Genomic DNA, 24068 nt, shown 5'->3' with positions numbered 1-24068 from the left:
TCTCATTTTTTAATTGTTAAACAATTATAATTAATTATTTTATTAAACCAGCACTTTATTAAAGTAATTAATTATTACATAACTAAATAAAAAATTATGTAGGCTATTGTGCTGGAATTAACCAATAGTAATTTTTCTGTTGCTCTTTGAAAATTTCAGAAATTTTGGTTCCCTTCCCCTAGAACCCCTACCCTCCAAGGCTTTGCTACCTACAGTAGCATAAGCCTTACGTATAGTAGATAAGTAGTTAGTAGTATATAAGCCTTTTATCACTGTAGGTGATAAGGCTTATACATAGAAAGGATACGTAATGATTAATGTTAATTTAGATATTAAAAATAAAATTAAAGAAACAACTAAAGGTATGTTATTAGAAATTGGTGAATATGAAACATGATTTCCTATTAAAGATACTATTATTGATGAAAAAAATAAAAAAATAGCATTAAAAATAATTGAAGATTTTTATTATAAATTAGGTAAAAAATCAATAACAAAAGATATTGAAAGTGTTAAAGGTAGTGATATTTTAAAATATATTAAAAATATTCCAAATATTAATACAAATGAAAATGAATTAATATCTTGTGAATTTTATGAACAATATAATAGTTATTATATTTTTAAAAATGATAAAAATCAAGAATGTTTTAAATATAACATTACATGAGAACAAGATATGAAAAGTTTTAAAATCAATAATCCATATAAACATAATGATTTAGCAATAAATTATATTGTTACACCAATGAAAGATATATCAACTCATAATAATAAAATATTTTATTTGAAGTATTAAAGGAAATTAAATATGTTATTAAATGTTGAAAAAATAAAATTAATTAAAAATTTATGTAATGAAAAATTACTTAAAAATCAAAAATATATTGAAATACAAGAAATATTAAAAATTATAGAAAGGAATTAATTATGTTGAATTTAAAAGAAGATAAAAGAATATATATAAAATATGAAGAAGAAAAAATATTTGGTTCATGTGATATTTGTCATAAAAATTCATCATTTGCAAATAGAACTTGTAATAAATGTTTTTATAAATTAATAGGTGAAAAAAATGAAATGTAATATTCATAATGAAAAATATATATGATTTTCTGAATTACATGAAATTGAAAATACATATTATTGTAATAAATGTATAGATGAAATGATTGAAGAAGATATGTATTTAACAAGTAATAATTGAGATTACTTATATGAATATTATATTAATGAATTACAATTAGAAAATTTTAAAGGAGTGTAAAAATAATGAATAGATTAGAATTACAAAATGCAATGAAATTAATAGAAAAATTTGAAGAATTACAAGAAGAATTTAATAGTAAATATGAAGATTTATACGTTGAAATTGATAATGATGGTGATTTAAAAATTAGTAGTGATTATTTTGACTTTGAAAATGTAAATAAATTACAACAAGCAATTATTGATTATAAAAGAATTATTAAAGGTTAAAAGAAAGTAGTGAATAAAAATGGTAGCAGCTCCTAAAAAGAAACCAGAAGAATTAATGATAAAACAAATTATTGTTCATTTAAGATTTACTGAAAAAGATTATGAAACATTAAAAGAAATTTGTGAAGAAAAAAATATGAAAATTAATGGATTTATAAGGAGTTTAATTAAAAATGCAATTAAACAATCAAAAAAATAATTTAATTTTTAAAAAAGAAACACATCAATATTTTATTCAAAATAAAGAATTAATATCAGTAAGTAAAATACTTGATTATTATTTAGGTAATTCATATTGTAAATGTAAATATTGTTTTAATATAAATAATGCAAGAATTCGTGGTAATTGTGTTCATAAAGTAGCAGAATTATATTTTAAAAATATAACTATTAAAAGGGAGATTGTCAAAAATCCGGAATAAATTAATTCATATAGTCTTATTATTATGTTAGACAAGAAATAATTTGGAATTTTATGAAATTGTATTTAAATAATATAATTTTTTTAACTTAAATGCAACTAAAATGATTATTTTTAAAAATTACTAAAAAATTAAAAAATAAATTTAATATTTATACACAAAAAAAATTCTTATTAAAACACATTTAATAAGTTTTATTCTATTTTGATTTTTAAAAAAAAGTTAAATTTTAATTTATAATAATTGCATCTCTGTATTTATTTTATTACATTTAAAAATAACCATTTTAATATAAATTGAAATATTATAAGTTCTATTACCAAGCATTTCTTTTAAAACATGTCAAATATTAGTTTCAGTAAAGCAACCAATATTTCATTTTGCACCTTGATTTTCAATACCTTGTTTATTATTTTTAAAATATTTTTTCTTTAATTTTTTATGATTATCTAATTCTTTATATAAATAATCAATTAATTGTTCATATTGACCATTATTAATTAAATTTTTACAGTAATTATATTCTTTTAAATATTTTCCTTTATTTCCCGCCATTATTCCAAGATATAATGTTCTAATTAAATGGAATTTATCTAAAACAAACTGTGCACCTAAATAATCTGCTACATCTTTAATTCATCCTGCACTATCACCACAAATAATTATTTTTGCTTGTTCAACATTTTCATAAAATTTTTGACAATGTTCTTTAACAAATTCAGCAGTTTTTTTAACTCCAATTGCTGTTCTTGTTGGTCTTATAATTGCTTTTACTCTTTTATTTTGTACTTTGTGATTAATATTATCTGTATATGTTACTATTAATCGCATAGAATGTTTTATACCTTTACGTTTAAAATTTCAAAATTTTCGATGACCGTCATCAATTGCTACAAAAATAGGTTGATTTTTTTCTAGTTTTACTTTTACTGGATTTGCTTCAATTACTTCTAAATTTTTAAAAACTCTATGAATAGTACTAACACTAATACCTGCTTTTTTACAAATAGCACAAATATCATGATATCTTTTTCCATCAGCAAAATATTGAATAATAGTTTGTTCAACATCTTCACCAATTCTTTTATATTTAGGTAATTCTAGTCATTCATCAACTAAACAAATACGAACTAATTTTTGTAATTTTTCATCAAAATATTCATAAATTCTTCTTTTATAAGTTACCATTCCATATAATGTTTTTCTAGTTCGATATTGATAATCAACAATTTTATATTTCTTTTTATCTCTTGTTTTAAATATTCTTCAATCTCGTTTTTCTCATTTATTTGTTATATGTTCTAAAACTAATTTATCAATTTTTGCACTTTCTTCTCTAAAATTTCATTTATAATTAAAATTCACATTTACTTCTCCTAACTATTTTAAAAAAATCTAAATTTATTGTAAATATATTTAAAAAATTAATTTACTTAATTATTATATAAATATATAAGTGTTATTTTAAATAAAATAAAAAATATTTTAAAAAATGCTTTCATATTTAAAATATAATAAACAATTTCAATATAATTAATAGTATAGGTCTCACAAAATAACGCCTTTAATTTAGGCGTTATTTTGCATTTAAAAGCATACTTGTAAAAATAATCAAAAATAAGTACAATTAAATAATAAAATGTTATGAAAAAGGGAATAAGATATGATAAATAGAGAAAAAGAGTTAAAAAGTATAAATAAACTGAAATCTTTAAAAAAGATTTTACAAAATGAATGTTATTTCTCAAAGTAAAAATTGTAATAACAAATGAAGTAATATTGTATTATTAGATTTAAAATCAAAAACATTTAGTCTTTTTCTTTGTGAAAATCATGCAATTAATTTAGAACATGAATTATTACCAAAATGATTAAAAACTTCTGAAAAATTGGGAAAAAATAAAAAGTTAAAAAAGGAGATTAAAATACAAGATAGTAAAGAGATATTAAAAAATATTCAAAATGAAGTTGAACAACAACAAGAAAAAATAAACTCTAAAATAAAAAAATGAATAAAAAGAAATTTCTATAAAATAACAACTATTATAGCATTAATTTTTGCATGTATTGCCTTAGGTTTTGCATGTAAAGACGGAAGACAAAAATTAAGTTTTTATTTAAAACCAGACCATACTGCAGTATTTGGGGGGACTATATGAGAACATCGTTATGATAAAAGTACAGTTTCATTTTATTTTGCAAATAATAAAAAAGATAAAACAGATATAAAATGAGATGGTAAGTATCCTACTGGATATTTTTGATGAGATTAAAATTCAACATTAATATATGATATTGTTTCATCATTATTATTAAATAATGAAATATTATTAATGTTTATAATTTTATTTTCTATTTCTAATAAAATATCATAATTTCCAGCACCAAAAATACCTGAGATTTCTATTTTATGTAAATTAGAAATTTCTTTTTCTATATTGAATTTAACTGTATCATTAAAATAATTTTTTTGAACAAAATTAAATCAATCTCAACTTGAAAAATATTGTTTTTGACTATTAAATAATTTTAATAATTCTAAAACATTATTAATTATACTTTTAACCATATACTTTCCATATTCACCATTACTTAAACTCATATCTTGTGGTAATAATGAAGGTATATTATTATTTTCTAGTTCATTAGTTAATGATAATCAATTAAATTGATTATTACTTAGTTTAAATCATTCATTTTGATTAATATTTTTGTTTTTTATTTTAATATTATTAAGGTCAGTAAAATCAAAATACTCAGATTTTAAAACAACATAAACATTTTCAAAATTTCATCTATCATGAGTTGATTTTCTTGTTGGTTTTGATTTTATTTCAAAATAATAGGGTAACAATAATTTATAATCATCATCTAAACCTTTATTTATTGATAAGTAAGAAAGTATATAATTTGATAACATCATAACTACTTGCTTAAATTTTTTTATTTTTGGATTATTAATAAAATCTGGATTATCTAATTTTCATTGTTCAAATAAATTAGTAATAACATCATGTGGTTTTTGGTTTTCAAATTCATTTCTTAATTTTGTAATATCTGGTAAATCATCATGTTTTTCGTCATATTTAGGGTCATAACCTTTAAAATTCGCTTGATAATTATAAGTATAACTTAACATGTCCATTAATAATTTTCCTAATGTTGTAAGTGGTTTAACTTTATCATAAGTTAATAATACACTATCAATATTATTAATTTTTCAATGAGTTTGTACCGTTTTACCTTGTGACATTTTTACTTTTTGGTTTTTACTTCCTCCAACTCCAACTTTATTAACTCCACTTTGTCAATCATTATATGCTAATATGTAATCACTTTCATTTTCTTTAGAAAACATAAAATATTGTTCTTTTTGAATATTATCTATTTGTTTGTCTTCATTAGTAGTTATAGTTTCAACATTTTTAAACTCAATTTTTTTAACATGTTTAAATTCTTGTGCTGGTGGATTAGGTATAATTTCACCAATATCTAAATATTCTAAAATAGAATTTTGATTAATGAAATTTTTAGCAATATTTCACTCTAAAATTTGGTCACTAAATCATTGTTGTAAAATATTAACTTTTGGTTGAGTTTGAATTGGTAAAGCATATAATGGAAATAATTGGTTATCATCAGCAATTAATAAATTTGGTGATACTTTTAATCCATCAATTTCACCATTTACTTTTATATTGCCAAATAACATTGTTTTAGGAAATTTTAAAGTTATACTTTTAACCTTGGTATCTTTTTCTAATGGTTTTTGTAATTTAATAATGATTGGATAACCATCTCTTGTTTTAAAGTCTTTAATTTTTATAATAGTTATACTTTTAGTACTTCTTGTTTTTGGATTTTGATAAGGTTGTGAATAATTATTAATGATATATAAATTATCAATATTATTTTCAGTTAATGGTTCATTGATAGATACAGCATATAACTTAAATTGATTTAATAAATTTATTTCTTGAAATATTAAATTTTTAATATCAGTCATACTATATTCAATTGTATTGTCATTAATATTAGTACTTGCTCTTTGATTTAATTGCATAGTAAAATCAGATGTTTCAACAGCAGTAGTTTTTAACACTTTATCAATATCAATAAATCCAATTTTAATAGTATTTGCTGAAAATTTTAAACTATTATTTTCATTATTTTTAAATAAACGTTCAATTTCATAAATATATATTGTTCTTTTTTTAAATTCATCGTATGCTCTATTAATATCTGGGTCACTAGTAGCACTCATCATATTAGTAAAATCATAAGGAATATTATCAATTAAATAATCATTTTCTACTTCTGCTTGATTAAGTTTAGTTTGTTTCTGTGGAAACTTCGTTTGTGGTTTGTTGTTGTTTTCCATTGTTTTCTCCTATTAATTGGTTATTTTCGGGATTAAATAATTTTAATTTAACTGTTAAATTATTAATTTCTTGTTCATCATTAATATTAAATGTTTTACTATTTAATAAATCTTTATCTAAACGTACTAATATTTGAATAAATTTAAGAATATCAATATTAAATTGCCATAATTTTTGTTCAATATAATTAATGGTTGAAATATTTACAGCTGTACTTTCTAGAACTGATTGTTGTGCAGATTTCTTTTGACTTGGTATATGAATACCACAACGTTTAAATATTTCATTAACATTTCAATCATATATATCAGTTAAATTTTTACCTTTAAAATTACTATTTGTCATATTGATATTTTCGTTTTGTTCATTATTATCTCCACCACTTTTAAATATGTAATTTTTAGTAACTAATGTTCTTACTGCTTCTTCTAATGTTGATTGAACATTACCATAAGTTTGACTAAATATAAATTTAGGTGAATTTAAAATGCTATCTAAAACAATTTGCTCATAAATAACATCTAATGCTTTAATTTTATCCATTACTTTATCACAATCTGCTAACTCATTTGCTTTATTTCGCATAATTGCTATTGGTATATAATTAATATTTAGTGTTTGTTCTTGTAATAGATTAGGATTATTAATAAATGATTTAAAATCTAATGGAAATTGTTTTTTATTATCACTAATACTATAAATTGCACGATTAATTGTTACTTCTTCATTGTTTAATGTATAAACTTCAAATAGTCTTACTGTTTGTGCATTTTGTTCATAGTTATCATAAAAAATAGTACATTGAATTAATTTACCAGTAATATCATAAACTCTTTGTTGAATATCTACTACTTGAAAATATAAGTCATCATTAGCAATATAAATTAAATAACCACTAATTCCTAATTTACTTAATTTAAAAATAGAATTTCAATTTTTTCTATAAAATTCTTGTTGAATTAAGTATTGTTTAATAGTTTCATTATTAATATCTAATGGAGCATTATATAAATTAGCATTATTTTCTGCTACAAAATCAGTGAAATAAGTTTCATGATTAAAATCATTAAAACCAAAATAATTTAAAATAGAAGCATGAGTACTTTTATTTTTATTGGTTAAAAATTTTACTTTTTCATTTTGATTATCACTAATATTTGTTTTATCTTTTCTTTTAAATAAACTTAACATAATATTCACCACCTTTCTTTAAAATATTTGATTAATTTTTAATATAATTTTTACAATAATAAATATAATTAAACCAACAGTTGCAGATGATAGAATTACTCCAATTAAAGCTAAAATAATTTTTATAATTTTAAAAAACATAATCTTATTCCTGTAATTCTTCTAATTTTCATACATTACCTTTTAAATTACCTTTTACAGTATAAATAGTAATCAATTTTGCATGTTGAACTGATAAAATTACTATATTAGCACTATCATTAAAGGTTTGTATTTGTACACCAGCAATTTTTTTATTAGTTATAATAAATTCTTGAATAGTATAAACTGGATTATATATACTTCAAGAATAATAAACTCTATAATGTTTATTCTCTTCAAAATCATAAGTAATTTGTCAATAATCTCATTTATTTTTTTCTCTTGTTCCTACTTCTTTTCAATTATTTATAGTTGGAGTTGGTTGTGGTTGTTTTTCTAATATTTCATTAATTGCTTGTAATATTTTTTTATTTTGAGTTTTTAATATTTTATATTCATTATTTTCTAATAAATCCCTACAAAGTAATGAATTTTCTTCATCATTTAATAAAATTTCATTTGTTTCAGTATTATATTTAAAATAATCATTTGAAAATTTTTTGTCTTTTATTTTTTCTTTTAATTCATTAACAGCCCCAGCAATAGTTTTATTAGTAGTTTCTAAATTAGGAATTTCTTGACCAATAGCATTCATAGAAAAAGCAATTGGAAATAATGCTTTTGTATCTTCTAATTTTTTATCTATTTCTTTTTTTTTATAATAATCAGTTAAATCAGTAGAACCACCAATAGCACTAATTTTATTATTTTCATCAATCTTAATATTTTCACCAGCAATTAATTTATTTTGTTTTTTATCTAATAAATTATTAGTTTCTAGTTTTGTATAATAATCACGTTCAGTATTTTCTTCTGCTATAAATTCAGTTGGTGTATCTATTCCTTGATATTGATATATTTTAGAAATAAATCCTGAATAATATGTTCCGGGTGTAGCACTAGCGCGAATTTTATAATTAACGCAAGTTAAATATAATCTAATATTATTAGTTTCATCTGAATAAAAAGTATCTAATAGAGTATATGATTTTATTGCAGATTCTTCATCTAATTTAAATATAGATTTTCTAGTATATTTATATTTATAAATATTACTCTCATAAATATAACCTCATATTACTAATATTTCTTTATTTAAATTATCAGTTGAAAGTTCATTAGATATCTCTTTTCATAATGGACTAGTTTCAATATTAAATCAGTTATTTTTAATATCATCAATATTTTGTTTATTAATCTCAATTTTATTTTCTAATAATTTGATATTATTATCAACTTTAGTTTCTAATAATTTAATACTATTTTCATTTGTAGTAATTCTTTTTTGTTGTTTAGCAGAAAAATCACAAGTTGGTGCATGTGTATAATCCCCAATTTGTGGATTATTTTGTAATGCGTCAGGTGGTAATGTACCAATTTCATCAGGTCAATCTAAAATCATAGTTTCAGTTTCTTTATCATAATCTGTTGCTACATAACCCTTATTAATAAAATTTGTAACAGGACCCCTATATATTTCATTTTCATTATCATCAACTAAATCATCATATAATTTCATTTGTTTTGATAATGTAAATTCTTTTTGTTCTTTAATTAATTCATCAACTTGATTTCTAGTATAAAATGCTTTTAAGTCAATTTTTTCAACATCTATTTCATCATCATTATAACTTGAAAATATTTGTTTTAATTCTGTTAATCTTGCTCATATTTTCATTCTAGTAGGTGCTAAATCTCAAACATTAATTGTTGGAATACTACTTGCACTAAATTGATTACCATTATTAAATTGAATAGTTGCATCAACATTAAATTCAATTGGTGTACGATTAAATACTCAATGTTCAACCATTACATAAACCATATCTCTTAATGTTTCTTTAATTAATTCATCTTTAAAACTATCAAAAGGAAATTTAGATAAAATAAAATCAAGATAGGCATTAATATCATTTTGCGCACGTATTCCAAATGTTTTAAATCAATCATTAACATTTGGTCATGTTTTTATATATTGCTGTGGTGTTTCTGTAATTTTTCCAGTTAATGGATATCAGTTATTATAATTTTCAAGACTGACACCAGTTCAAAGTTTATTAATCATATTTTATCATTCCTTAAAAAATGCTTTTTTATAATGTTTAGTTTTTGTTTTAGTTTTTCTATGTGTGATATGTTCAATTTCTTTTTGTATTTTATTTTTTCCTTTTTTTAAGTTTTTACTTTTTGTTACAACTTGACTATATGCAAATTTTTCTAAATGATGTAATAATCAAGTACCAAATAAAGTATTTACTGAAAACTTTAAACCAACATTTTTAAATGATTTATTAATATTTTCAATAGGATTATTAATAACATTTACTACTTTATGATAAGTTCTTATTATTCTAAATATTTCTCTATATACTTTAAAACTATCTCTAATTACTTGTTGTACAACTGGTGGAGCAAATGCTATTGCTTTTAATCATTTATTACGATTAACACCATAACCAATGTATCAACCACTATATCAACGATATCAATGAAATGGATGTATTTGAGTAACAAAAGTTTTTGCTTTAAGAATACTATCAACAACTGTAATTGGTTTATATTTAGGATTACGATGATAAATAGTAATTGCACATTTATCTAATGACAAAGGTTGAATTTTACAACCCATAAATACTGGTGAATTTAATGGAATTAATTGTGCGTGTTTAATTGCTCTTTTTTCTGCACTAGTAAATAAATCAGTTGCTTTTTCTTTTAATTTATTAATTTTTTCAAATGCTTGTTTTTCTAGTTTTTCAAATTTTTCTTGTAATTTATATATACTTTCTCGTATTTTTTCAAAATATGAAGTATCTTTTCAAAATTTATTTAAACCTTTTTTTAAATAAAATCTAATATCAAAATATTTAAAAATTTGATTTGCTTTTAAAACAAGTTGATGAATAATACTATTTTTAAAATTAAATTTAATAGCATTAGCACGAATTTTTTGTAAATCCAAAATTAAAGTTTTTCCATATCTATTTTCTGTGTGTATTGTATGAACTAAATTTAATCAATCATGTTGGTTCATAAATAATACTTTTTTTAAATCAGTATTATATTTTTTTAAAAAGTTATTTGCTTTTTCAATATCTTTGATTTTAAATTTAGGAGTTAATTGTGGACTTAATTTTATTAATGTATTTTGTAATAATAAATAATCTTTTAATTCTTGTGCTTCTAATTTTTGAAAATTATTTTTATATTGTCTTTCAGCAACATAACCTAAATTTTGGATTATTGTTTCACGATTTGGAGCAAAACTGTAATTAAATAAATAACGATTTTTACCAACAATTTTATCTGTTAAAATTTCTTTTCCACTTACTTGACTAATAATTTCTTGTAAATTTTTTGCTTCTTTAACACCTATTTGTTCTAATGTTTTAGTTTTTTGTGCTAAATTAATAAATTTAGTAGTACGATAACCACGACTAATTTTATTAATTCCAGCAAATGCTGGTAATATATTAAAAAAAGTATTTAATGGTGTTACATTTCCTTTTAAATAATCATAAACTTGATTAATAGTAAAATCAGTTAAAAATTCTACACCAACAGCACTAATACTAGCAACTAAATCACTTGCACCTAATCCAAGTGCAAAACTTTCACTTAATCCACCAGTAAAAGGAGCAAGTGCTACTGCTATTACTTGTACACCAATCATTTCTAAAATTTCTCATCAAAAACTTTTATTTTCTTGTTGTTTACTTATTCTAGTATGTTTTGGTTTATTTATGTTTAAAAGTATTGCTGTATTAGTTGTACCGATTGGCATGATATTAATGTCCTTTATTTAAGAGTTATTTTAATTGGATTTGTTGTTCCTTTATAATTTAAGTCATTAACATTTGCAATAATAGTTATATATAAATCACCTGCTTTTTGTTTTTGATTACTTACATTAGTTTTGCCTTGTGCATCACTAAAATATTTAATAGTTGGATTTGTTAAATTAGGATTTAATGATTTAAGTTCATTAGTACTTTTTATTTGTGTATTTAATTCACTATTATTGTTATTAACATTTGCAGTAATATCAGTTGTTAAAATTGTAATTTTAGTTTTTAAATCAGTTTTATCACTATTAATAATTCCACATAACATTCAGCGTGAAGTTGTTTCTTCATCTGTTATATAGGGTATTGCTTCACCAGTTACTTCTCCCCCAACTAAATATCTTCTTCCAACTTTACCATCATTAATATCTTGAACATATACAACTGTATTTTGTAACATATATCTTTTCATTGCTCTTGGTGTTGCTAAAACAAAAGACATAATTTTAGTTTCATTATTATCAGTAAAAGTCATATAATCATCCATTACAATTTGACATAGTACACCTTTGATATATAAATTTGTTCCATTTAATCTTAATTGTTGTGCTATTTGGTTATCAGTAATTAAACCTTTATTATCTGCTAAATAAACTAAACTATCATATAAATTATTAGTAATAAAAAATTGACAATTATTACTATTTCTTAATTGAAATAAAGTATTTCAAGCAGATAGCATTGATTTTAAATATCCTACTGGTGTTTTATCAGTAATATCTAATTTAGTTGCATATTTTGTAATTACATTTGTATCATTATTTGCTAAATAATCTGCTAAATCATTAGCAACTTCATATTGCATTGTGTTTAACAAATTTTGTCCATTTTCTGCATTTAAATCAACATTAGCAATTATTTCACCTGCAACTGCTTCTTGTTTAATTTCTTTTAAAATTTTAATAGTTTCAGCGTAACTAACATCTAATCCTTTGCTTTTATCATTTCATTTTAGTACTTTAATTTCTGAATTTTTTGGTTTTTTAACTATAAATTCAATTTTTGTAGAATTAACCATTTCAATAGGAAAAAAACTTGCTCATGGTGAATTTGATTGTTTATAAAATTCTATAAACTCAGGTGCCTCTACTAATTTTTCGGTATTATCTAAATTTTGATTGAATGGTACTGACATTTTTTTTATTTCCTTTCTGTTATAAATTATTTTTCTTTTTATAATCCAATAATGTACTTTTTATTGAATTTGGTTGATTTGTTATTATTGTTTGTGGTTTGCCACCTGTATTAATTATTTCTTTAAATACTGGTTGTTCTTTAATCATTTTTTTAATAGTTTCTTCAATTTTTGAATTTTCTAAATTATTAGTTTTAAATTTTAAATAATCATAAAATTCAGTTTTAACTTGATATTTTTTAAATATATTAATAATTTCTTTTTCTTTAATTTCTAAATTAAGTTTATTTAACTTATTTTCTGCTTCATTAACTTTATTTTCTATTTCTTGTGAAGAAGCATTGTTTTCAGTTAAAGGTTCAGTTGTTTGTTGAACATTATTTTCATTTTCTAACATTTACATCACCACTTTATTATTTATTTTCTTTATTAATCTTTTCATTTAACTTTGCTAATTTTTTTTGATGTTTGATAATTTTGTTATTTGCTCTAACATGTTTTGGAGTTGTGATAAATCTTTTTAATAAAACAATAATTTCTCTGCAAATTAATGTTCCAACACTTGTTCCAATAATTATTAATTCATGTAAAAATTCTTTCATTTGAATATTTTCCTTTCAATTATTTATTTTTAATTTTTAATTATTCATCAAATTGACCACCATTAATTCTTTCAATCATTGATTGTGAATTACTTATAATTTCTACTAATACAGATATTTCTTTATTTAATTGTTCCAATCTTTCTTTATATGTCTGAATTTCATTATTATAATATTCAAGTATTTTTTCTTTATTCATAAATTATTCACCTCCTTTATAAACTCATGTGATTATAATCTCAATTTAATGAAGCATTATCGTGATTTAATGGTACTTCACTCATATTATCACTACCATATTGACTAGTTGTTTCACTATTAATTGTGAATCTATTATCATTAATTAATCTTGAAGTTTCATTATTAAATGCTGTTTCTTGCATTTCTCTACTATGATTTGTTTCTATTGGAAGTAAATTATGAATAATTTCACTTGCACCAGCAACTATGGTAGGTATTGCATAAGCATTATTAAAATCATTATTAATACCCATAGCAACACCACTACTAATCAAACATCCACCAGTTGCCATATTACAAATCTTTTTTATATTTTCAAATCTATTAGGTATTAACTCAGTTAATCCACTAATAAGATTTGAAATACCATAAGCATTTAAACTAATATATGTATCTCAATCCATTAATGACTGATGTTCTTGTTTATCTAATAGTAATCACGGAGGACCCTCAGTTGTAGTTGTAGTTGTTATTGGAGTTGGTGGTGTTGGAATAATTGGAGTAATATTATTTTCACTTCATTTACTATAATTTGCTAAACCAATTGTTCCTAAACCTAATAATATTTTTTTACTACTATTAATTAATTTAGTTTTAGTATTTGGTCTTTGATTTAAATTTCATATATCTAAACCTAATTTTTTACCAAATAATAAACTATTAATTGAACCCAATATTGAATTATCTATTACTTGACGATAATAAGCACTTGTACCAATCATTGCACAAATAGGACTTATACCAGTTCTAATTAATTTGGTTAAAGTATATTTTGATTGTGTATTTTCGTTTGGCATTTTATTCTCCTTTATTTGTTTTTATCAGTTCTCTTATAACATCTAATAAGGAATCTACTACATAAGAATTTAATTCAAATTCATAATTTCTAATTTTAATTTTTTCCTTTTGCATTTGTTTAATCTCCTTTAATTTCTAATTTTTTAACTGTTACTTTAATTCAACCTTGATAAACATCATTATCACCAACTATTAATGCAACATTACTTTCGGGGTCAGAAACAATTATGTGTTTTGATTTAACATTTGGGTATTGTCTTAAAATAATTGCTCTAATATCATTACTTGTATGAATTGCTTTTGGAAATGGTGATAATACTTCAATTTCATCTTTATTTTCAAACAAAGTAGGTAATATTATCATTAATTATTCTCCTTATTTTTAATTTGATTAGCAATTTCACTTAATATTTTCAATACTTTATATTCATTTTTTAATTCTTTAATAATAAATATTAAAATTATTATTAGTGTTATACTGGTTATTAATATTGGTGCTATTAATAAAATTTTTCATAATATCATTTTTTACTCTTTTCATTTTTTAAATCATTTAACATTGATTGAACAAAATGCACGATTTTTAGGAATGTTTAAAGTGTTAAAGATTTGACCAGTTACAATAATTTCATCGTTTTTGTTTAATAAAATACAGCGTCTATAAAGTTTTGGGTTATTAAAAATTAAAGTAACATAATTTAATCCATTTCATTGACCACGAACACTATAATATAATTCCTTATTACCTTTTTCGTAATATTTTGCTTCAATAGTGTTACTAAGTTTTACTGTTAATTTCACATAATTTGCTTTATCTTTCATTTTTATAATTTCCTTAAATAATTATCAAAAATCAATATTTTCTTATGATTTTTTAAATAATATTGAATATGCTTATAAGCATCTTGTTCATGTTTTGTTAATTTTATATTTCCTTTATAATTTGTTATTTTATTTTTATTTTTTGGGTGGTTTTCTAGATAATCTCAGTTGAAAACATCTTGTACTAATACCATTAATGAACCAATAATTTTAGGAGTTGCTAATGGATTAGTTAATAATTGTTTTGAACTTAAAAAGAAATTTTCTACAATAACTAATATTTTTTTATCAATAAATTTTTCTTTAATTAATTGAAATTTTTCTTTATACATATTTTTAGTCCATAAAACAGTTAATGTATTGAATTTTTCATTAAAAATAATATTATTAGTTTCATTTGAATATATAACAATTCCATTACTACCTATTCCTGCTGGGTCAATACCAATAATTAAGTCATATTGCATTATTAATCAAATTCTTTGGATTGTATTTTATTAATTAAGAATTGAATAGTATCAATTGAACCTTTTAATTGATTTCGATAAAATCTTTCTTTTTCTTTTTTGTATTGTTCTATATAATGACCTAAAAATATATTTAATGAACAAATTAAATTTTTCTTATATTCATTAATAACTTCTTTTTTAAAATCTTTTCTTAATTTTTCTATATTATTTAAATGTTCTTTTGTTATTTCTTGATTACGTTTTTTATTATATTCATTAATAATTTCTTGGTCTTTATAAGAAAATGGTTTTTGTTTATTCATATTTATACCTCCTACTTAACCTAACATTTAAAATACAGTCATAACAAATTGCTTTACTATTTTTATCTCTTAAAAAATATTTTCTTGTTTTAATATCATTAGTATTAAAGAATAAATAATCTAATTTATTTTGTTTACATGTTCAACAAAAATACTTTTTCATTATGAGTTGAAATTTCCTTATACAAAGTAACTATATAATTAATTGGTAAATCATCATGTTTATATTGATTATTTATTTTAAAACCTTTTCTGTTTTCTTCTCACGTAATGTTATATTTAAAACAAGGATTAGTAATTTTAGTTTTGTTATCTGTTATTTCACCCATAAATCAACTATTATGCTGTTCATAAAATGTTAATGGTTCAAGTTTTATATCATTAAGATAATATTCTTTTGGAGCAGTTGGTTTATTAACAGTTATTTTTTGGTCTTTAATATATGGTTCTAATAATTTTATTAATTCATTACCACTTAATTCTCTTTTAATATTGTCTAAATTAAAAACTCAATATGTGTAACTGTTATCAACAATAAAAGAATTATTTTTAATCATTCATTTTGGAAGCGATAATTTATATTCAACATAATCAATAAGAATAGATTGTGGTTTATCTTTAATAATTTGTTCTTTTTTAAATTCTATTTTCATAATAATCCTTTCCTAATATGTTCTTTATGCTAGAAGCAACAGAACATATATTTTGATTTTTAGATTATTAATACTACTACTATTCGTTTTATTCATTCCATGAAAACTGGGCTCAAAAATAAATTGTGAAATTTTAAAAAACATTGAGGCATTCGATTCAATATTTATTTAATTTGTGTTAAACAAATTAATATTTTAATTGAACCGGCCTCGCTCAATTTTTTTACAAGTTTGAAATTTATTTTCTCGCCCAAAAAAATTTTCAAAAAAAAATAAAAAATAAAATCAACACTTGCTCACTGGGGAGTGGCAAGGTTGATTAAATAAAAAATAGAATTAATACAATAGGTCCCTACAACAGGTCTATATATACTAGTTTCCAATTCGCTCCCACCCCAAGAATTACCATTACTGGTTAGTATATTTTATTAGGTATCACTCCACTTTTTATTTATCCATGCAAGTCCACATGCTCTAGCTACTATTTTTAACAACTGTGTTGTAGTTCACTTTTTTAGTTCCCTAACACGTGTTGATAATAGCGTTAAAGAGGGTTCTTAAAAATTTTAAAATTTTACAATTACAAAAAAAGACAAGATTATTTCTTGTCTTTTTCCTTGTTAATAATTTTTATTTTATCTTTTAAATGTATATTTTTTAAAATACGTCGAATATTAAATTTAAGGGTAAAAGAGAATTTAATTTGTCTATCATCATTTTTAAATGGTAATTTTGGAAATAAGTTACTAATATGATAATTAATTATTTCGTAAATTTGACAACCGTCCCTATTAAAAATATAAATAATCAAATTAAAAATATTATTAAAGAATTATTTCCCGAAAATTATTTAAATTATTGTTATACATTATTAGAATATTTACCAATTAAATTTATTAATAATAATGAATATATTAGTGAAAAAATATTTAATTATGATATTGTTGCTGGAACACCAGATTTAATTTATAAAGAAAATAATTTAAATATAATAGTAGATTTTAAAACTTATAAAGTTTTTACTAAAGAATTATTAGAAAAATCAAAATTACAAATAATAGCATATTATTGATTATTAAAAAATAATAATTATGAATTATCAAATATTCATTTTATATGTTGAGTTAAAGAAAATGAAATTGAATTAATAAAAGTTGAAATAACAAATGAATTATTAATTGAATGAGAAAAAGCAATTTGAACATGAAAGGAATTAAAATAAAATGGCAAATGAATTATTAGTGAAAAATATTAATAATGGTAATGTAGAAAAATTTATTAGACAAAAAGGTATTATTAATAATTTAGAAATTCAAAAATTTAAAAGTAATGTATTAGCAATTTCAAATCAATATGGTTTAGATAAAGCATATCCAGATACTATTATTAATAGTTGTTATCAAGCAGTATTATTAAATTTACCTTTAGAAAAGAATTTTGGTTATTGTTATATTGTACCTTATTGAGATAGTAATACAAAAGTAAATAATGCTCAATTTCAAATGGGATATAAAGGTTATATTCAATTAGCATTACGTAGTCAACAATATAAAGAAATTAATGTAAGTGATGTTAGATTAACAGAGGACATATTCCGTAATTAAATTTAATTAATTGTCAATAAAATTGTTTTAAAACTATTTAGTGTTATTGAATATAGAAATAAATATTTTTTGAAAAAATAGTTTAAAAAATGAGTTTACATTTTAAACAAAAAATTGTTAGAGGCTTTTATGTAATCTGTGTATCTTTGTTTTACAAAGTACTAGTTTAGATTAATTCTATCTTCAAATTTTATCATAAAATGAGCAATTGCTGTATTTCAATTTTGAATGGGCATTGTTCATTTTTTTGTTATATTTTCAATTGCTAAATAAAATATTTTAAAAACTGCCATATCATTAGGAAAAACTTTTTTATTTCTGATAACTTTTCGTAATTGACTATTTACAGATTCAATAGCATTTGTTGTATAAATAACTCTTTTGATTTCTGTAGGATAACTAATAAAAACCATTAAATTATCTCAATTTTTATATCAAGATTTAGCAATTTGAGGATATTGTTTATTTCACTTATTTTCAAAGGATTCTAAAGCCTGCATTGCTTGTTCTTCACTACATGCAGTATAAATTGGTTTTAAATCTGCAACTAGAGATTTTCTATGCTTATATGAGACATATTTCAAACTATTTCTAATTTGATGAACTATGCATAATTGATGTTCTGTTTTAAGATAAACTGATTGTATTGCTTCTGACATGCCTGTTAAATTATCACTGCAGGCAATAAAAATATCATTTAAGCCACGATTTTTCATTTCTGTTAAATTTGCTAATCAAAATTTAGCACCTTCATTTTCACTAATTCATAAACCTAAAACATCTTTTTTACCTTCTAAATCAACTCCTAAAGCTATATAAACTGATTTATTAATAATCCTTTTATCTTGTCGTACTTTCACTACTATGCAATCAAAATAAACAATCGGATAGACACTTTCTAATGGTCGATTTTGCCATGCTTTTACATCATCAATAACATCATCAGTAATTTGACTAATAACACTTTCACTAATATCAGCACCATGATATAACTCTTGTAATTGCATTCTAATATCTGATAATGTCATACCTTTTGCATATAAAGAAAGAACTTGTTGATCAAAACCATCAAATCTTCTTTGTCTTTTTGCAACTATTATAGGATTAAAATTACTATTGCGATCTCGTGGTACATCAATCTCAATTTTACCTTGTTGAGTTATTATTTTTTTTGAACTTATACCATTACGAGCATTGTCACTATTACTATGTTGATTCTTTTCATATCCCAAATAATTTTGCATCTCAGAATTCAACATTTTTTCTACTAATCTTTTTGTTAATTCTTTATACAATCCTCCCTCTTTAAAAACTGTTGTTAAATCTTCAGTATTTTCTAATAATAAATCTACTGCTTTTGATATTTGATCATTATTATTAATATTTTGCTTTTTAGCCATCTGTAACTCACTCTTTCTAGAAAATTAATTATATTTACTAGAATTAATTAAACATAGTTATTTTTGTAAGTTACACAGATTACTAAACATTACCAATTGTTAATAATATTTTTATATTAACTCGATAAAAATTTAAATTTTAAAAAAATATTTTTAATATTTTTTTTATTTTAATGGTTTTATTTTATTAAAAATTTCACAAAGTAAGTTAAATCTTAAGTACATAAGTCTAAATTTAGATTTTCTACATTTATTTACTAAAATTTTGAATCTTTTCAATCAAGCAAAGACATGTTCAACTTTAATTCTAATTTTAGATACAATCTTATTGTATTTTCTTTCTTGTTTAGTTAATTTTTTATTTTTAGTTCTTTTAATTGGTATTATTGTATTTTTATAAATATTTTGTATACCTTGATATCCTAAATCACCAATAATTATTGTTTTTTCTGAAAATTCAAGATTTGAATTTTTTAATATTTGAAAATCATGCACTTTACCATTATCAGCAAAAATATCAACAATTTTTTTATTAAAAAAATCATATACAATTTGAAATTTTATAGAATACATTCAACTTTTACCAGAAAAATATTCTAACTGTAGTTTTTTTTAGTTGGTCTTTCAATTTCAATCTCAGTTGAATCAATTAAATAAAATTGAAATTCATTTGAATTTTCTTGTTTTTTATCAATTTTTAATTTATATCTTTCTTTTAAAAATTGGTAATCTTTGTGGTTACTAAGTTTATTTTCTACTCAAGTAATATTTCGAAAACAACTTGATGGGCTCATTTTAGATTTAATACTCATTTGAAAAAAAGTATAATATTCTTTTCAGTATAATAAAGTCATCATTAATCTTTCTTCTACTGAAAGTTTATTTTTTCGACCTTTATTTTTTTCTAATTTTTCTATTTCAATTAATTTTTCTAACATTTCATTAAAATGAAAACGTTTTATACCAAAATATCTATAAAATTCTTCATTTTTTAATTTTTTTAAATTTTCAAAAATCATTTTTATCAACACTTTTCTAAATTTATTGTTAATAACAAAATTATAAAATAAATTTTAAAATTATTAATTGACTTTTAAAAAATTTAATTACGGAATATGTCTAGAAATTAAAAAAGTAGATAGACTTAAGGGAATTGAATTTAATTGAATACAAGATGATTTAGAAAGATTGAAACAACCTATTATTGGTTATGTAGCATATTTTCAATTAGTAAATGGTTTTGAAAAAATTTTATATATGTCAAAAGAACAAATTGAAAAACATTTTTTAAAATATTCAAAAACTTATGCAAAAAATAAAGAATTTGTTGTTAGTGATTTTGATAGTATGGCATTAAAAACTGTATTAACTCAATTATTAAGAAAATGGGGAATTATGAGTACTGAAATGCAAATTGCATATGAAAATGACCAAGCAATTATTACTGAAACAGAAAAAATATATATTGATAATCCAAATACTAATAATGTAATTGAAAATAATACAAATTTTCAACAATTAGAAGCAAATATAAATAAATTAGATAATTTGGTATTTAAAAATGAATAAATGTAGAACATGTAATAAAAGAATTTGATTAAGTAAAAATTGATGTATTAAATGTTTAGAAATATTAGTTATGAATTTAAATAAAAATAAGGAGAAATAATAATGAATAATTATTTACTTTCAATTGACCCAAGTATTAAAAATACAGGATTTACATTATGAGAAAAAGAATATAAATATGATAAAAATTTAAATTATTGACCTACTAGAGAATATGTATATTGTGAAATTCATAATGATGAAAATGCTTCATTAAAAATTGTTGAAGAATGTAAAAATTGTTATGAAAATGAAATAATTTGAAAACCAATATTTCTTAAAAGTTATAATTTAAAAGAATATGATGGACAAAGAAGATTTTATTGAGATATAAAAGTTAATGATAATGAATTGGATTTAATTATTGAACGTGGTACTTTTCATAGTAAAAATGGAATTGGTTATGAAACTCAAGAACATTTAAGAGGTTTTATTGCTGGACAATTTAATAAATTATTAACAAAAGATATGTCAATTAGTCCAAGTGAATGAAAGAAATGATATGTAAAAAATGATAAATATTGTTCTGCTATTACATTTGTAAATGGTATAAATTATAAATGAGATAAAAATATTTCTTTGTTTATGTGTGAAAATTTAATAAAAGAAAATAATTGAAATATAAAAATATCAAATCATGATGAAGCTGATAGTTTATTAATTGGTTGATATTATTTAAATAAGGACAATAAAATGCAAAACGAAAAATACAAAGGACGAAAAAGCCCATTTAATTTCGAAATATTTATAGAAGAAAACAACAAGGAGAATAAAAAATGATTATAGTAACTGGATGACAATGTGATTATTATGAAAATAATATAAGATGTGAAGAATATAGTAAAATTAAACCACATAAAGATTTTAATAATAATAGAGTTTATTGTGAAAATCATTGAAAAATAGTTAATAAAATAAATCAAGAGAGAAAAGAATTTGCTATAAAACAATATAAACAAAAATTAATTGATTATTTAAATTTATGTATTGATATGGATAATAAAAGATTAATAACTAAACTTTATAATGAAAATCATATAAATGGTTCAATAGAACAAACAAATGTTATTTTACAATTAATAAAGAATGGAGTATTTGATTAATGAAAATATTTGCTATTTTATTAAGAATTATACTTGTACCAATATTTTTAATTTTAATAATTATTCCTGCAATAATAATTGGAATATTAAAATTTATATGAACTGGTAATTCTGAATTTACAATAAAATTAGAAAAAATTAAGGAGTAAATAATGCAAAAACAAAAACAAGAAAAAGTATTACTTAAATGTATTGTTAAAAATTGTAATAGTAAAGTATTAGTTACTTTAAAAACTGTAAATTTAGAAGATAGTGTAATTCAATTTTTTAATATGTGTTATTTTCATAAAAAACAATTTAAAAATAAAGTTAAAGAAATTAAAAATGATTATGAAAAGAAAAAATAAAAATTATATTCCTAAAGGTGAATATGGTTGTTGATATTGTGATTGAAAATTAAGATTAAAAGTATATAAAAATAAAAAACAAAAATTAAAAGAAAAGGAGTAAATATGAATTGATATGATTGAATTATATTTATAATATCTAATAGTATTGGTTTTTTTATAGGGACTATTTTAGGTGAATTAACTATTAGATGATGATATAAAAAAAGAAAAATTAAAATGACTAATGTTGATAAATTAACTTTAAATTGTTTGTTAATGGATATGGAAAAAATTATGAAATGTTCAGATTGTAAATTATGTGAAGAACATGATTATAATAAATGACCAAGTATAAATATTGATTGAGATAGTATTCCCGAATGAACTGATAATAATGAAAATAAGGAGTAAATAATGGTTTGATGAGAAATATTAACAATAGTATCAGTATCAGTAATATTATTTTTAATGATAATTTCAGTACTAACAGATGTTATAACTAAAATTATTAATTATTGATAATATAACTAAATTATCTATATTAAATATAGAAAATATGATATGAAAGGAAATAAATAATGACTAAAGAAATTGAAGAAAAAATTATAGAATTTACTAATCAAATAAGTTTAAAATTAAATAAAAATGAACAGCAAGTATTAAATGGAATTATTAAAAATTATATAAATATTAGTAAACATTTAATTGAATTAAATAATCAACATAATAAAAAACACAAATAGTATTAATTTATAATCCTTAAAATTAAGGATTATTTTTTAATTAGTAAATCTCTAATTTCTTTAAAATTTTTTATTTTAAAGTGTATCTTGATTAAAATATCTTCAAAATGATTATGAATATTACAAATTTTAAAATTTAATCCACCATGTGTAATTTTTAATTTTTCAACTTCTACATTATTTCAATCATTACTACAATTATAACGATAATTTGAATTTTCAGAAAAACTATTTTTACTTTTTTCTAAAAGCTCATCTTGAAATTCTATATATTTCATTAATTCTTCATACATTGAATTTAAACAATTATCACATTCTTTTAATATTTTAACAATTTTATATTGTTCTATTTCTAAATTACTTAAATCATTAATAAAAATTCCTAATTCATTTCCATTTTGAAAATTTATTATTGATTTTTTTATTTTTTTAAGATTTATACTATTATTTACATTATCAAAATGGGAAATTTTGATTTTGTTATTATTTATATCAGTATCTATTTTTTTATCTTTTTCTCATTTAAATTTAATCATTATATACCCCCGAAAATTAGATAAATTATATAATTTAATTTAAAATATATCAACAAAAAAAGTTACCAGTAAAGGTAACTTTTTAATTAGGTGCCAACCTAATTATTTAGAACTAATATAAATTTGAGAACTTTTTATTTCATATACTTACTTATGTAAGTATCAATAAATTATAACATTAAATATTTAAGATTATGGGGAAATATTATTTTCTTTTGTTATATAACAAACAACATCCTAATATTAAACCAAATATATTCAGT

35 protein-coding genes are annotated in these 24068 nt (G+C 20.9%); 15 read left to right on the top strand and 20 right to left on the bottom strand.

Going from position 1 to position 24068, the window contains the following annotated elements:
- Positions 1 to 310: 310 nt before the first annotated feature.
- The 6 genes from AACL24_RS07010 to AACL24_RS06985 all read left to right on the top strand — a co-directional run bounded on the left by AACL24_RS07010 (position 311) and on the right by AACL24_RS06985 (position 1901).
- Positions 311 to 799: a hypothetical protein gene (locus AACL24_RS07010; RefSeq protein WP_339048665.1), complete on the top strand. Its 489-nt coding sequence runs from the start codon at positions 311 to 313 to the stop codon at positions 797 to 799.
- 131 nt (positions 800 to 930) lie between these two features.
- Complete coding sequence (locus AACL24_RS07005) at positions 931 to 1086, top strand: hypothetical protein (RefSeq protein WP_339046449.1); 156 nt, start codon at positions 931 to 933, stop codon at positions 1084 to 1086.
- Positions 1076 to 1267, top strand: coding sequence for a hypothetical protein (locus AACL24_RS07000; RefSeq protein WP_339046451.1), 192 nt, complete (start codon positions 1076 to 1078; stop codon positions 1265 to 1267). Before AACL24_RS07005 ends, AACL24_RS07000 begins: the two co-directional genes overlap by 11 nt.
- A gap of 5 nt (positions 1268 to 1272) precedes the next feature.
- A complete protein-coding gene (locus AACL24_RS06995) occupies positions 1273 to 1479 on the top strand; it encodes a hypothetical protein (RefSeq protein ID WP_339047252.1) in 207 nt (68 codons plus the stop codon).
- A 19-nt stretch (positions 1480 to 1498) separates the two neighbouring features.
- Positions 1499 to 1678, top strand: a complete 180-nt coding sequence (locus AACL24_RS06990) for a hypothetical protein (RefSeq protein ID WP_339047250.1) — start codon at positions 1499 to 1501, stop codon at positions 1676 to 1678.
- On the top strand, positions 1653 to 1901 hold the full coding sequence (locus AACL24_RS06985; protein WP_339049267.1) for a hypothetical protein: 249 nt from the start codon (positions 1653 to 1655) through the stop codon (positions 1899 to 1901). Before AACL24_RS06990 ends, AACL24_RS06985 begins: the two co-directional genes overlap by 26 nt.
- A 234-nt stretch (positions 1902 to 2135) precedes the next feature.
- Here AACL24_RS06985 and AACL24_RS06980 read toward each other — a convergent pair whose 3' ends face one another.
- A complete protein-coding gene (locus AACL24_RS06980) occupies positions 2136 to 3266 on the bottom strand; it encodes an Mbov_0401 family ICE element transposase-like protein (protein WP_339047938.1) in 1131 nt (376 codons plus the stop codon).
- A gap of 365 nt (positions 3267 to 3631) precedes the next feature.
- Here AACL24_RS06980 and AACL24_RS06975 point away from each other — a divergent pair, with 365 nt between their 5' ends.
- Positions 3632 to 4174, top strand: a complete 543-nt coding sequence (locus AACL24_RS06975; RefSeq protein ID WP_339049266.1) for a hypothetical protein — start codon at positions 3632 to 3634, stop codon at positions 4172 to 4174.
- On the opposite strand, the gene AACL24_RS06970 is transcribed toward AACL24_RS06975, so the two are convergent.
- The 15 genes from AACL24_RS06970 to AACL24_RS06900 form a co-directional block, all read right to left on the bottom strand.
- The gene (locus AACL24_RS06970) at positions 4171 to 6282 is read right to left on the bottom strand and encodes a hypothetical protein (protein ID WP_339048226.1); all 2112 of its coding nucleotides are present in this window, start codon (positions 6280 to 6282) and stop codon (positions 4171 to 4173) included. The genes AACL24_RS06975 and AACL24_RS06970 overlap by 4 nt on opposite strands.
- Entirely contained in the window at positions 6233 to 7474 is a 1242-nt protein-coding gene (locus tag AACL24_RS06965; protein WP_339047482.1) for a hypothetical protein, read from the bottom strand. The genes AACL24_RS06970 and AACL24_RS06965 overlap by 50 nt, the downstream gene beginning before the upstream one ends.
- A 145-nt stretch (positions 7475 to 7619) precedes the next feature.
- A complete protein-coding gene (locus AACL24_RS06960) occupies positions 7620 to 9680 on the bottom strand; it encodes a hypothetical protein (protein ID WP_339047932.1) in 2061 nt (686 codons plus the stop codon).
- A 3-nt stretch (positions 9681 to 9683) separates the two neighbouring features.
- A complete protein-coding gene (locus AACL24_RS06955; protein WP_339047485.1) occupies positions 9684 to 11399 on the bottom strand; it encodes a hypothetical protein in 1716 nt (571 codons plus the stop codon).
- Positions 11400 to 11413: 14 nt separating this feature from the next.
- Positions 11414 to 12595: a hypothetical protein gene (locus AACL24_RS06950; protein ID WP_339047107.1), complete on the bottom strand. Its 1182-nt coding sequence runs from the start codon at positions 12593 to 12595 to the stop codon at positions 11414 to 11416.
- Positions 12596 to 12614: 19 nt separating this feature from the next.
- Complete coding sequence (locus AACL24_RS06945) at positions 12615 to 12992, bottom strand: hypothetical protein (RefSeq protein ID WP_339047109.1); 378 nt, start codon at positions 12990 to 12992, stop codon at positions 12615 to 12617.
- Between the two features lie 16 nt (positions 12993 to 13008).
- The gene (locus tag AACL24_RS06940; protein WP_174480113.1) at positions 13009 to 13197 is read right to left on the bottom strand and encodes a hypothetical protein; all 189 of its coding nucleotides are present in this window, start codon (positions 13195 to 13197) and stop codon (positions 13009 to 13011) included.
- 40 nt (positions 13198 to 13237) lie between these two features.
- Complete coding sequence (locus AACL24_RS06935; protein ID WP_339047113.1) at positions 13238 to 13396, bottom strand: hypothetical protein; 159 nt, start codon at positions 13394 to 13396, stop codon at positions 13238 to 13240.
- Positions 13397 to 13412: 16 nt separating this feature from the next.
- Positions 13413 to 14234, bottom strand: coding sequence for a hypothetical protein (locus tag AACL24_RS06930; protein ID WP_339047930.1), 822 nt, complete (start codon positions 14232 to 14234; stop codon positions 13413 to 13415).
- Between the two features lie 119 nt (positions 14235 to 14353).
- Complete coding sequence (locus AACL24_RS06925) at positions 14354 to 14599, bottom strand: hypothetical protein (protein WP_339047117.1); 246 nt, start codon at positions 14597 to 14599, stop codon at positions 14354 to 14356.
- Positions 14599 to 14760 carry a hypothetical protein gene (locus AACL24_RS06920; protein ID WP_174480256.1) on the bottom strand — a complete coding sequence of 54 codons (162 nt, stop codon included), beginning with the start codon at positions 14758 to 14760 and terminating at the stop codon, positions 14599 to 14601. The genes AACL24_RS06925 and AACL24_RS06920 overlap by 1 nt, the downstream gene beginning before the upstream one ends.
- Positions 14761 to 14763: 3 nt before the next feature.
- Positions 14764 to 15057, bottom strand: coding sequence for a hypothetical protein (locus tag AACL24_RS06915; RefSeq protein ID WP_338961240.1), 294 nt, complete (start codon positions 15055 to 15057; stop codon positions 14764 to 14766).
- A gap of 2 nt (positions 15058 to 15059) precedes the next feature.
- On the bottom strand, positions 15060 to 15524 hold the full coding sequence (locus AACL24_RS06910) for a hypothetical protein (RefSeq protein WP_339047926.1): 465 nt from the start codon (positions 15522 to 15524) through the stop codon (positions 15060 to 15062).
- A 2-nt stretch (positions 15525 to 15526) separates the two neighbouring features.
- Positions 15527 to 15829, bottom strand: a complete 303-nt coding sequence (locus AACL24_RS06905; protein WP_339047924.1) for a hypothetical protein — start codon at positions 15827 to 15829, stop codon at positions 15527 to 15529.
- Positions 15830 to 15963: 134 nt separating this feature from the next.
- Positions 15964 to 16482, bottom strand: a complete 519-nt coding sequence (locus tag AACL24_RS06900; protein WP_339047123.1) for a hypothetical protein — start codon at positions 16480 to 16482, stop codon at positions 15964 to 15966.
- 775 nt (positions 16483 to 17257) lie between these two features.
- Between AACL24_RS06900 and AACL24_RS06895 the strand changes: the two genes are divergently transcribed.
- Together AACL24_RS06895 and AACL24_RS06890 are read left to right on the top strand one after the other, a co-directional pair.
- On the top strand, positions 17258 to 17704 hold the full coding sequence (locus AACL24_RS06895; protein ID WP_339049265.1) for a hypothetical protein: 447 nt from the start codon (positions 17258 to 17260) through the stop codon (positions 17702 to 17704).
- A 1-nt stretch (position 17705) separates the two neighbouring features.
- Entirely contained in the window at positions 17706 to 18086 is a 381-nt protein-coding gene (locus AACL24_RS06890) for a recombinase RecT (RefSeq protein WP_339049264.1), read from the top strand.
- A 161-nt stretch (positions 18087 to 18247) separates the two neighbouring features.
- On the opposite strand, the gene AACL24_RS06885 is transcribed toward AACL24_RS06890, so the two are convergent.
- From AACL24_RS06885 to AACL24_RS06875, 3 genes are all read right to left on the bottom strand, one after another.
- Entirely contained in the window at positions 18248 to 19486 is a 1239-nt protein-coding gene (locus AACL24_RS06885) for an IS256 family transposase (RefSeq protein ID WP_339049263.1), read from the bottom strand.
- A 165-nt stretch (positions 19487 to 19651) separates the two neighbouring features.
- Entirely contained in the window at positions 19652 to 20059 is a 408-nt protein-coding gene (locus tag AACL24_RS06880) for a transposase family protein (protein ID WP_339045908.1), read from the bottom strand.
- 23 nt (positions 20060 to 20082) lie between these two features.
- The gene (locus AACL24_RS06875) at positions 20083 to 20505 is read right to left on the bottom strand and encodes a transposase family protein (RefSeq protein WP_339045912.1); all 423 of its coding nucleotides are present in this window, start codon (positions 20503 to 20505) and stop codon (positions 20083 to 20085) included.
- Positions 20506 to 20572: 67 nt separating this feature from the next.
- On the opposite strand from AACL24_RS06875, the gene AACL24_RS06870 reads away from it, so the two are divergent.
- The 6 genes from AACL24_RS06870 to AACL24_RS06845 all read left to right on the top strand — a co-directional run bounded on the left by AACL24_RS06870 (position 20573) and on the right by AACL24_RS06845 (position 23269).
- Entirely contained in the window at positions 20573 to 21055 is a 483-nt protein-coding gene (locus AACL24_RS06870; RefSeq protein WP_339049262.1) for a recombinase RecT, read from the top strand.
- A 102-nt stretch (positions 21056 to 21157) separates the two neighbouring features.
- Positions 21158 to 21880, top strand: coding sequence for a hypothetical protein (locus AACL24_RS06865; RefSeq protein WP_339049261.1), 723 nt, complete (start codon positions 21158 to 21160; stop codon positions 21878 to 21880).
- Positions 21871 to 22197 (top strand): hypothetical protein, encoded by a 327-nt coding sequence (locus AACL24_RS06860; protein ID WP_339047242.1) that lies wholly within the window; start codon positions 21871 to 21873, stop codon positions 22195 to 22197. Before AACL24_RS06865 ends, AACL24_RS06860 begins: the two co-directional genes overlap by 10 nt.
- A 152-nt stretch (positions 22198 to 22349) precedes the next feature.
- The gene (locus AACL24_RS06855) at positions 22350 to 22544 is read left to right on the top strand and encodes a hypothetical protein (protein ID WP_339049260.1); all 195 of its coding nucleotides are present in this window, start codon (positions 22350 to 22352) and stop codon (positions 22542 to 22544) included.
- A gap of 105 nt (positions 22545 to 22649) precedes the next feature.
- A complete protein-coding gene (locus AACL24_RS06850; RefSeq protein ID WP_339049259.1) occupies positions 22650 to 22937 on the top strand; it encodes a hypothetical protein in 288 nt (95 codons plus the stop codon).
- A 167-nt stretch (positions 22938 to 23104) separates the two neighbouring features.
- The gene (locus AACL24_RS06845) at positions 23105 to 23269 is read left to right on the top strand and encodes a hypothetical protein (protein ID WP_339049258.1); all 165 of its coding nucleotides are present in this window, start codon (positions 23105 to 23107) and stop codon (positions 23267 to 23269) included.
- 29 nt (positions 23270 to 23298) lie between these two features.
- Here the strand turns inward: AACL24_RS06845 and AACL24_RS06840 are convergent, their stop codons facing one another.
- Positions 23299 to 23805: a hypothetical protein gene (locus tag AACL24_RS06840; RefSeq protein WP_339049257.1), complete on the bottom strand. Its 507-nt coding sequence runs from the start codon at positions 23803 to 23805 to the stop codon at positions 23299 to 23301.
- Positions 23806 to 24068: the final 263 nt, after the last annotated feature.

Origin of the sequence: Spiroplasma endosymbiont of Colias croceus (genome assembly GCF_964020095.1) — a bacterium.
In the GTDB taxonomy this organism is placed as follows: domain Bacteria; phylum Bacillota_I; class Bacilli_A; order Mycoplasmatales; family VBWQ01; genus Spiroplasma_E.
This window is presented reverse-complemented; position numbering and strand designations above follow the sequence as displayed.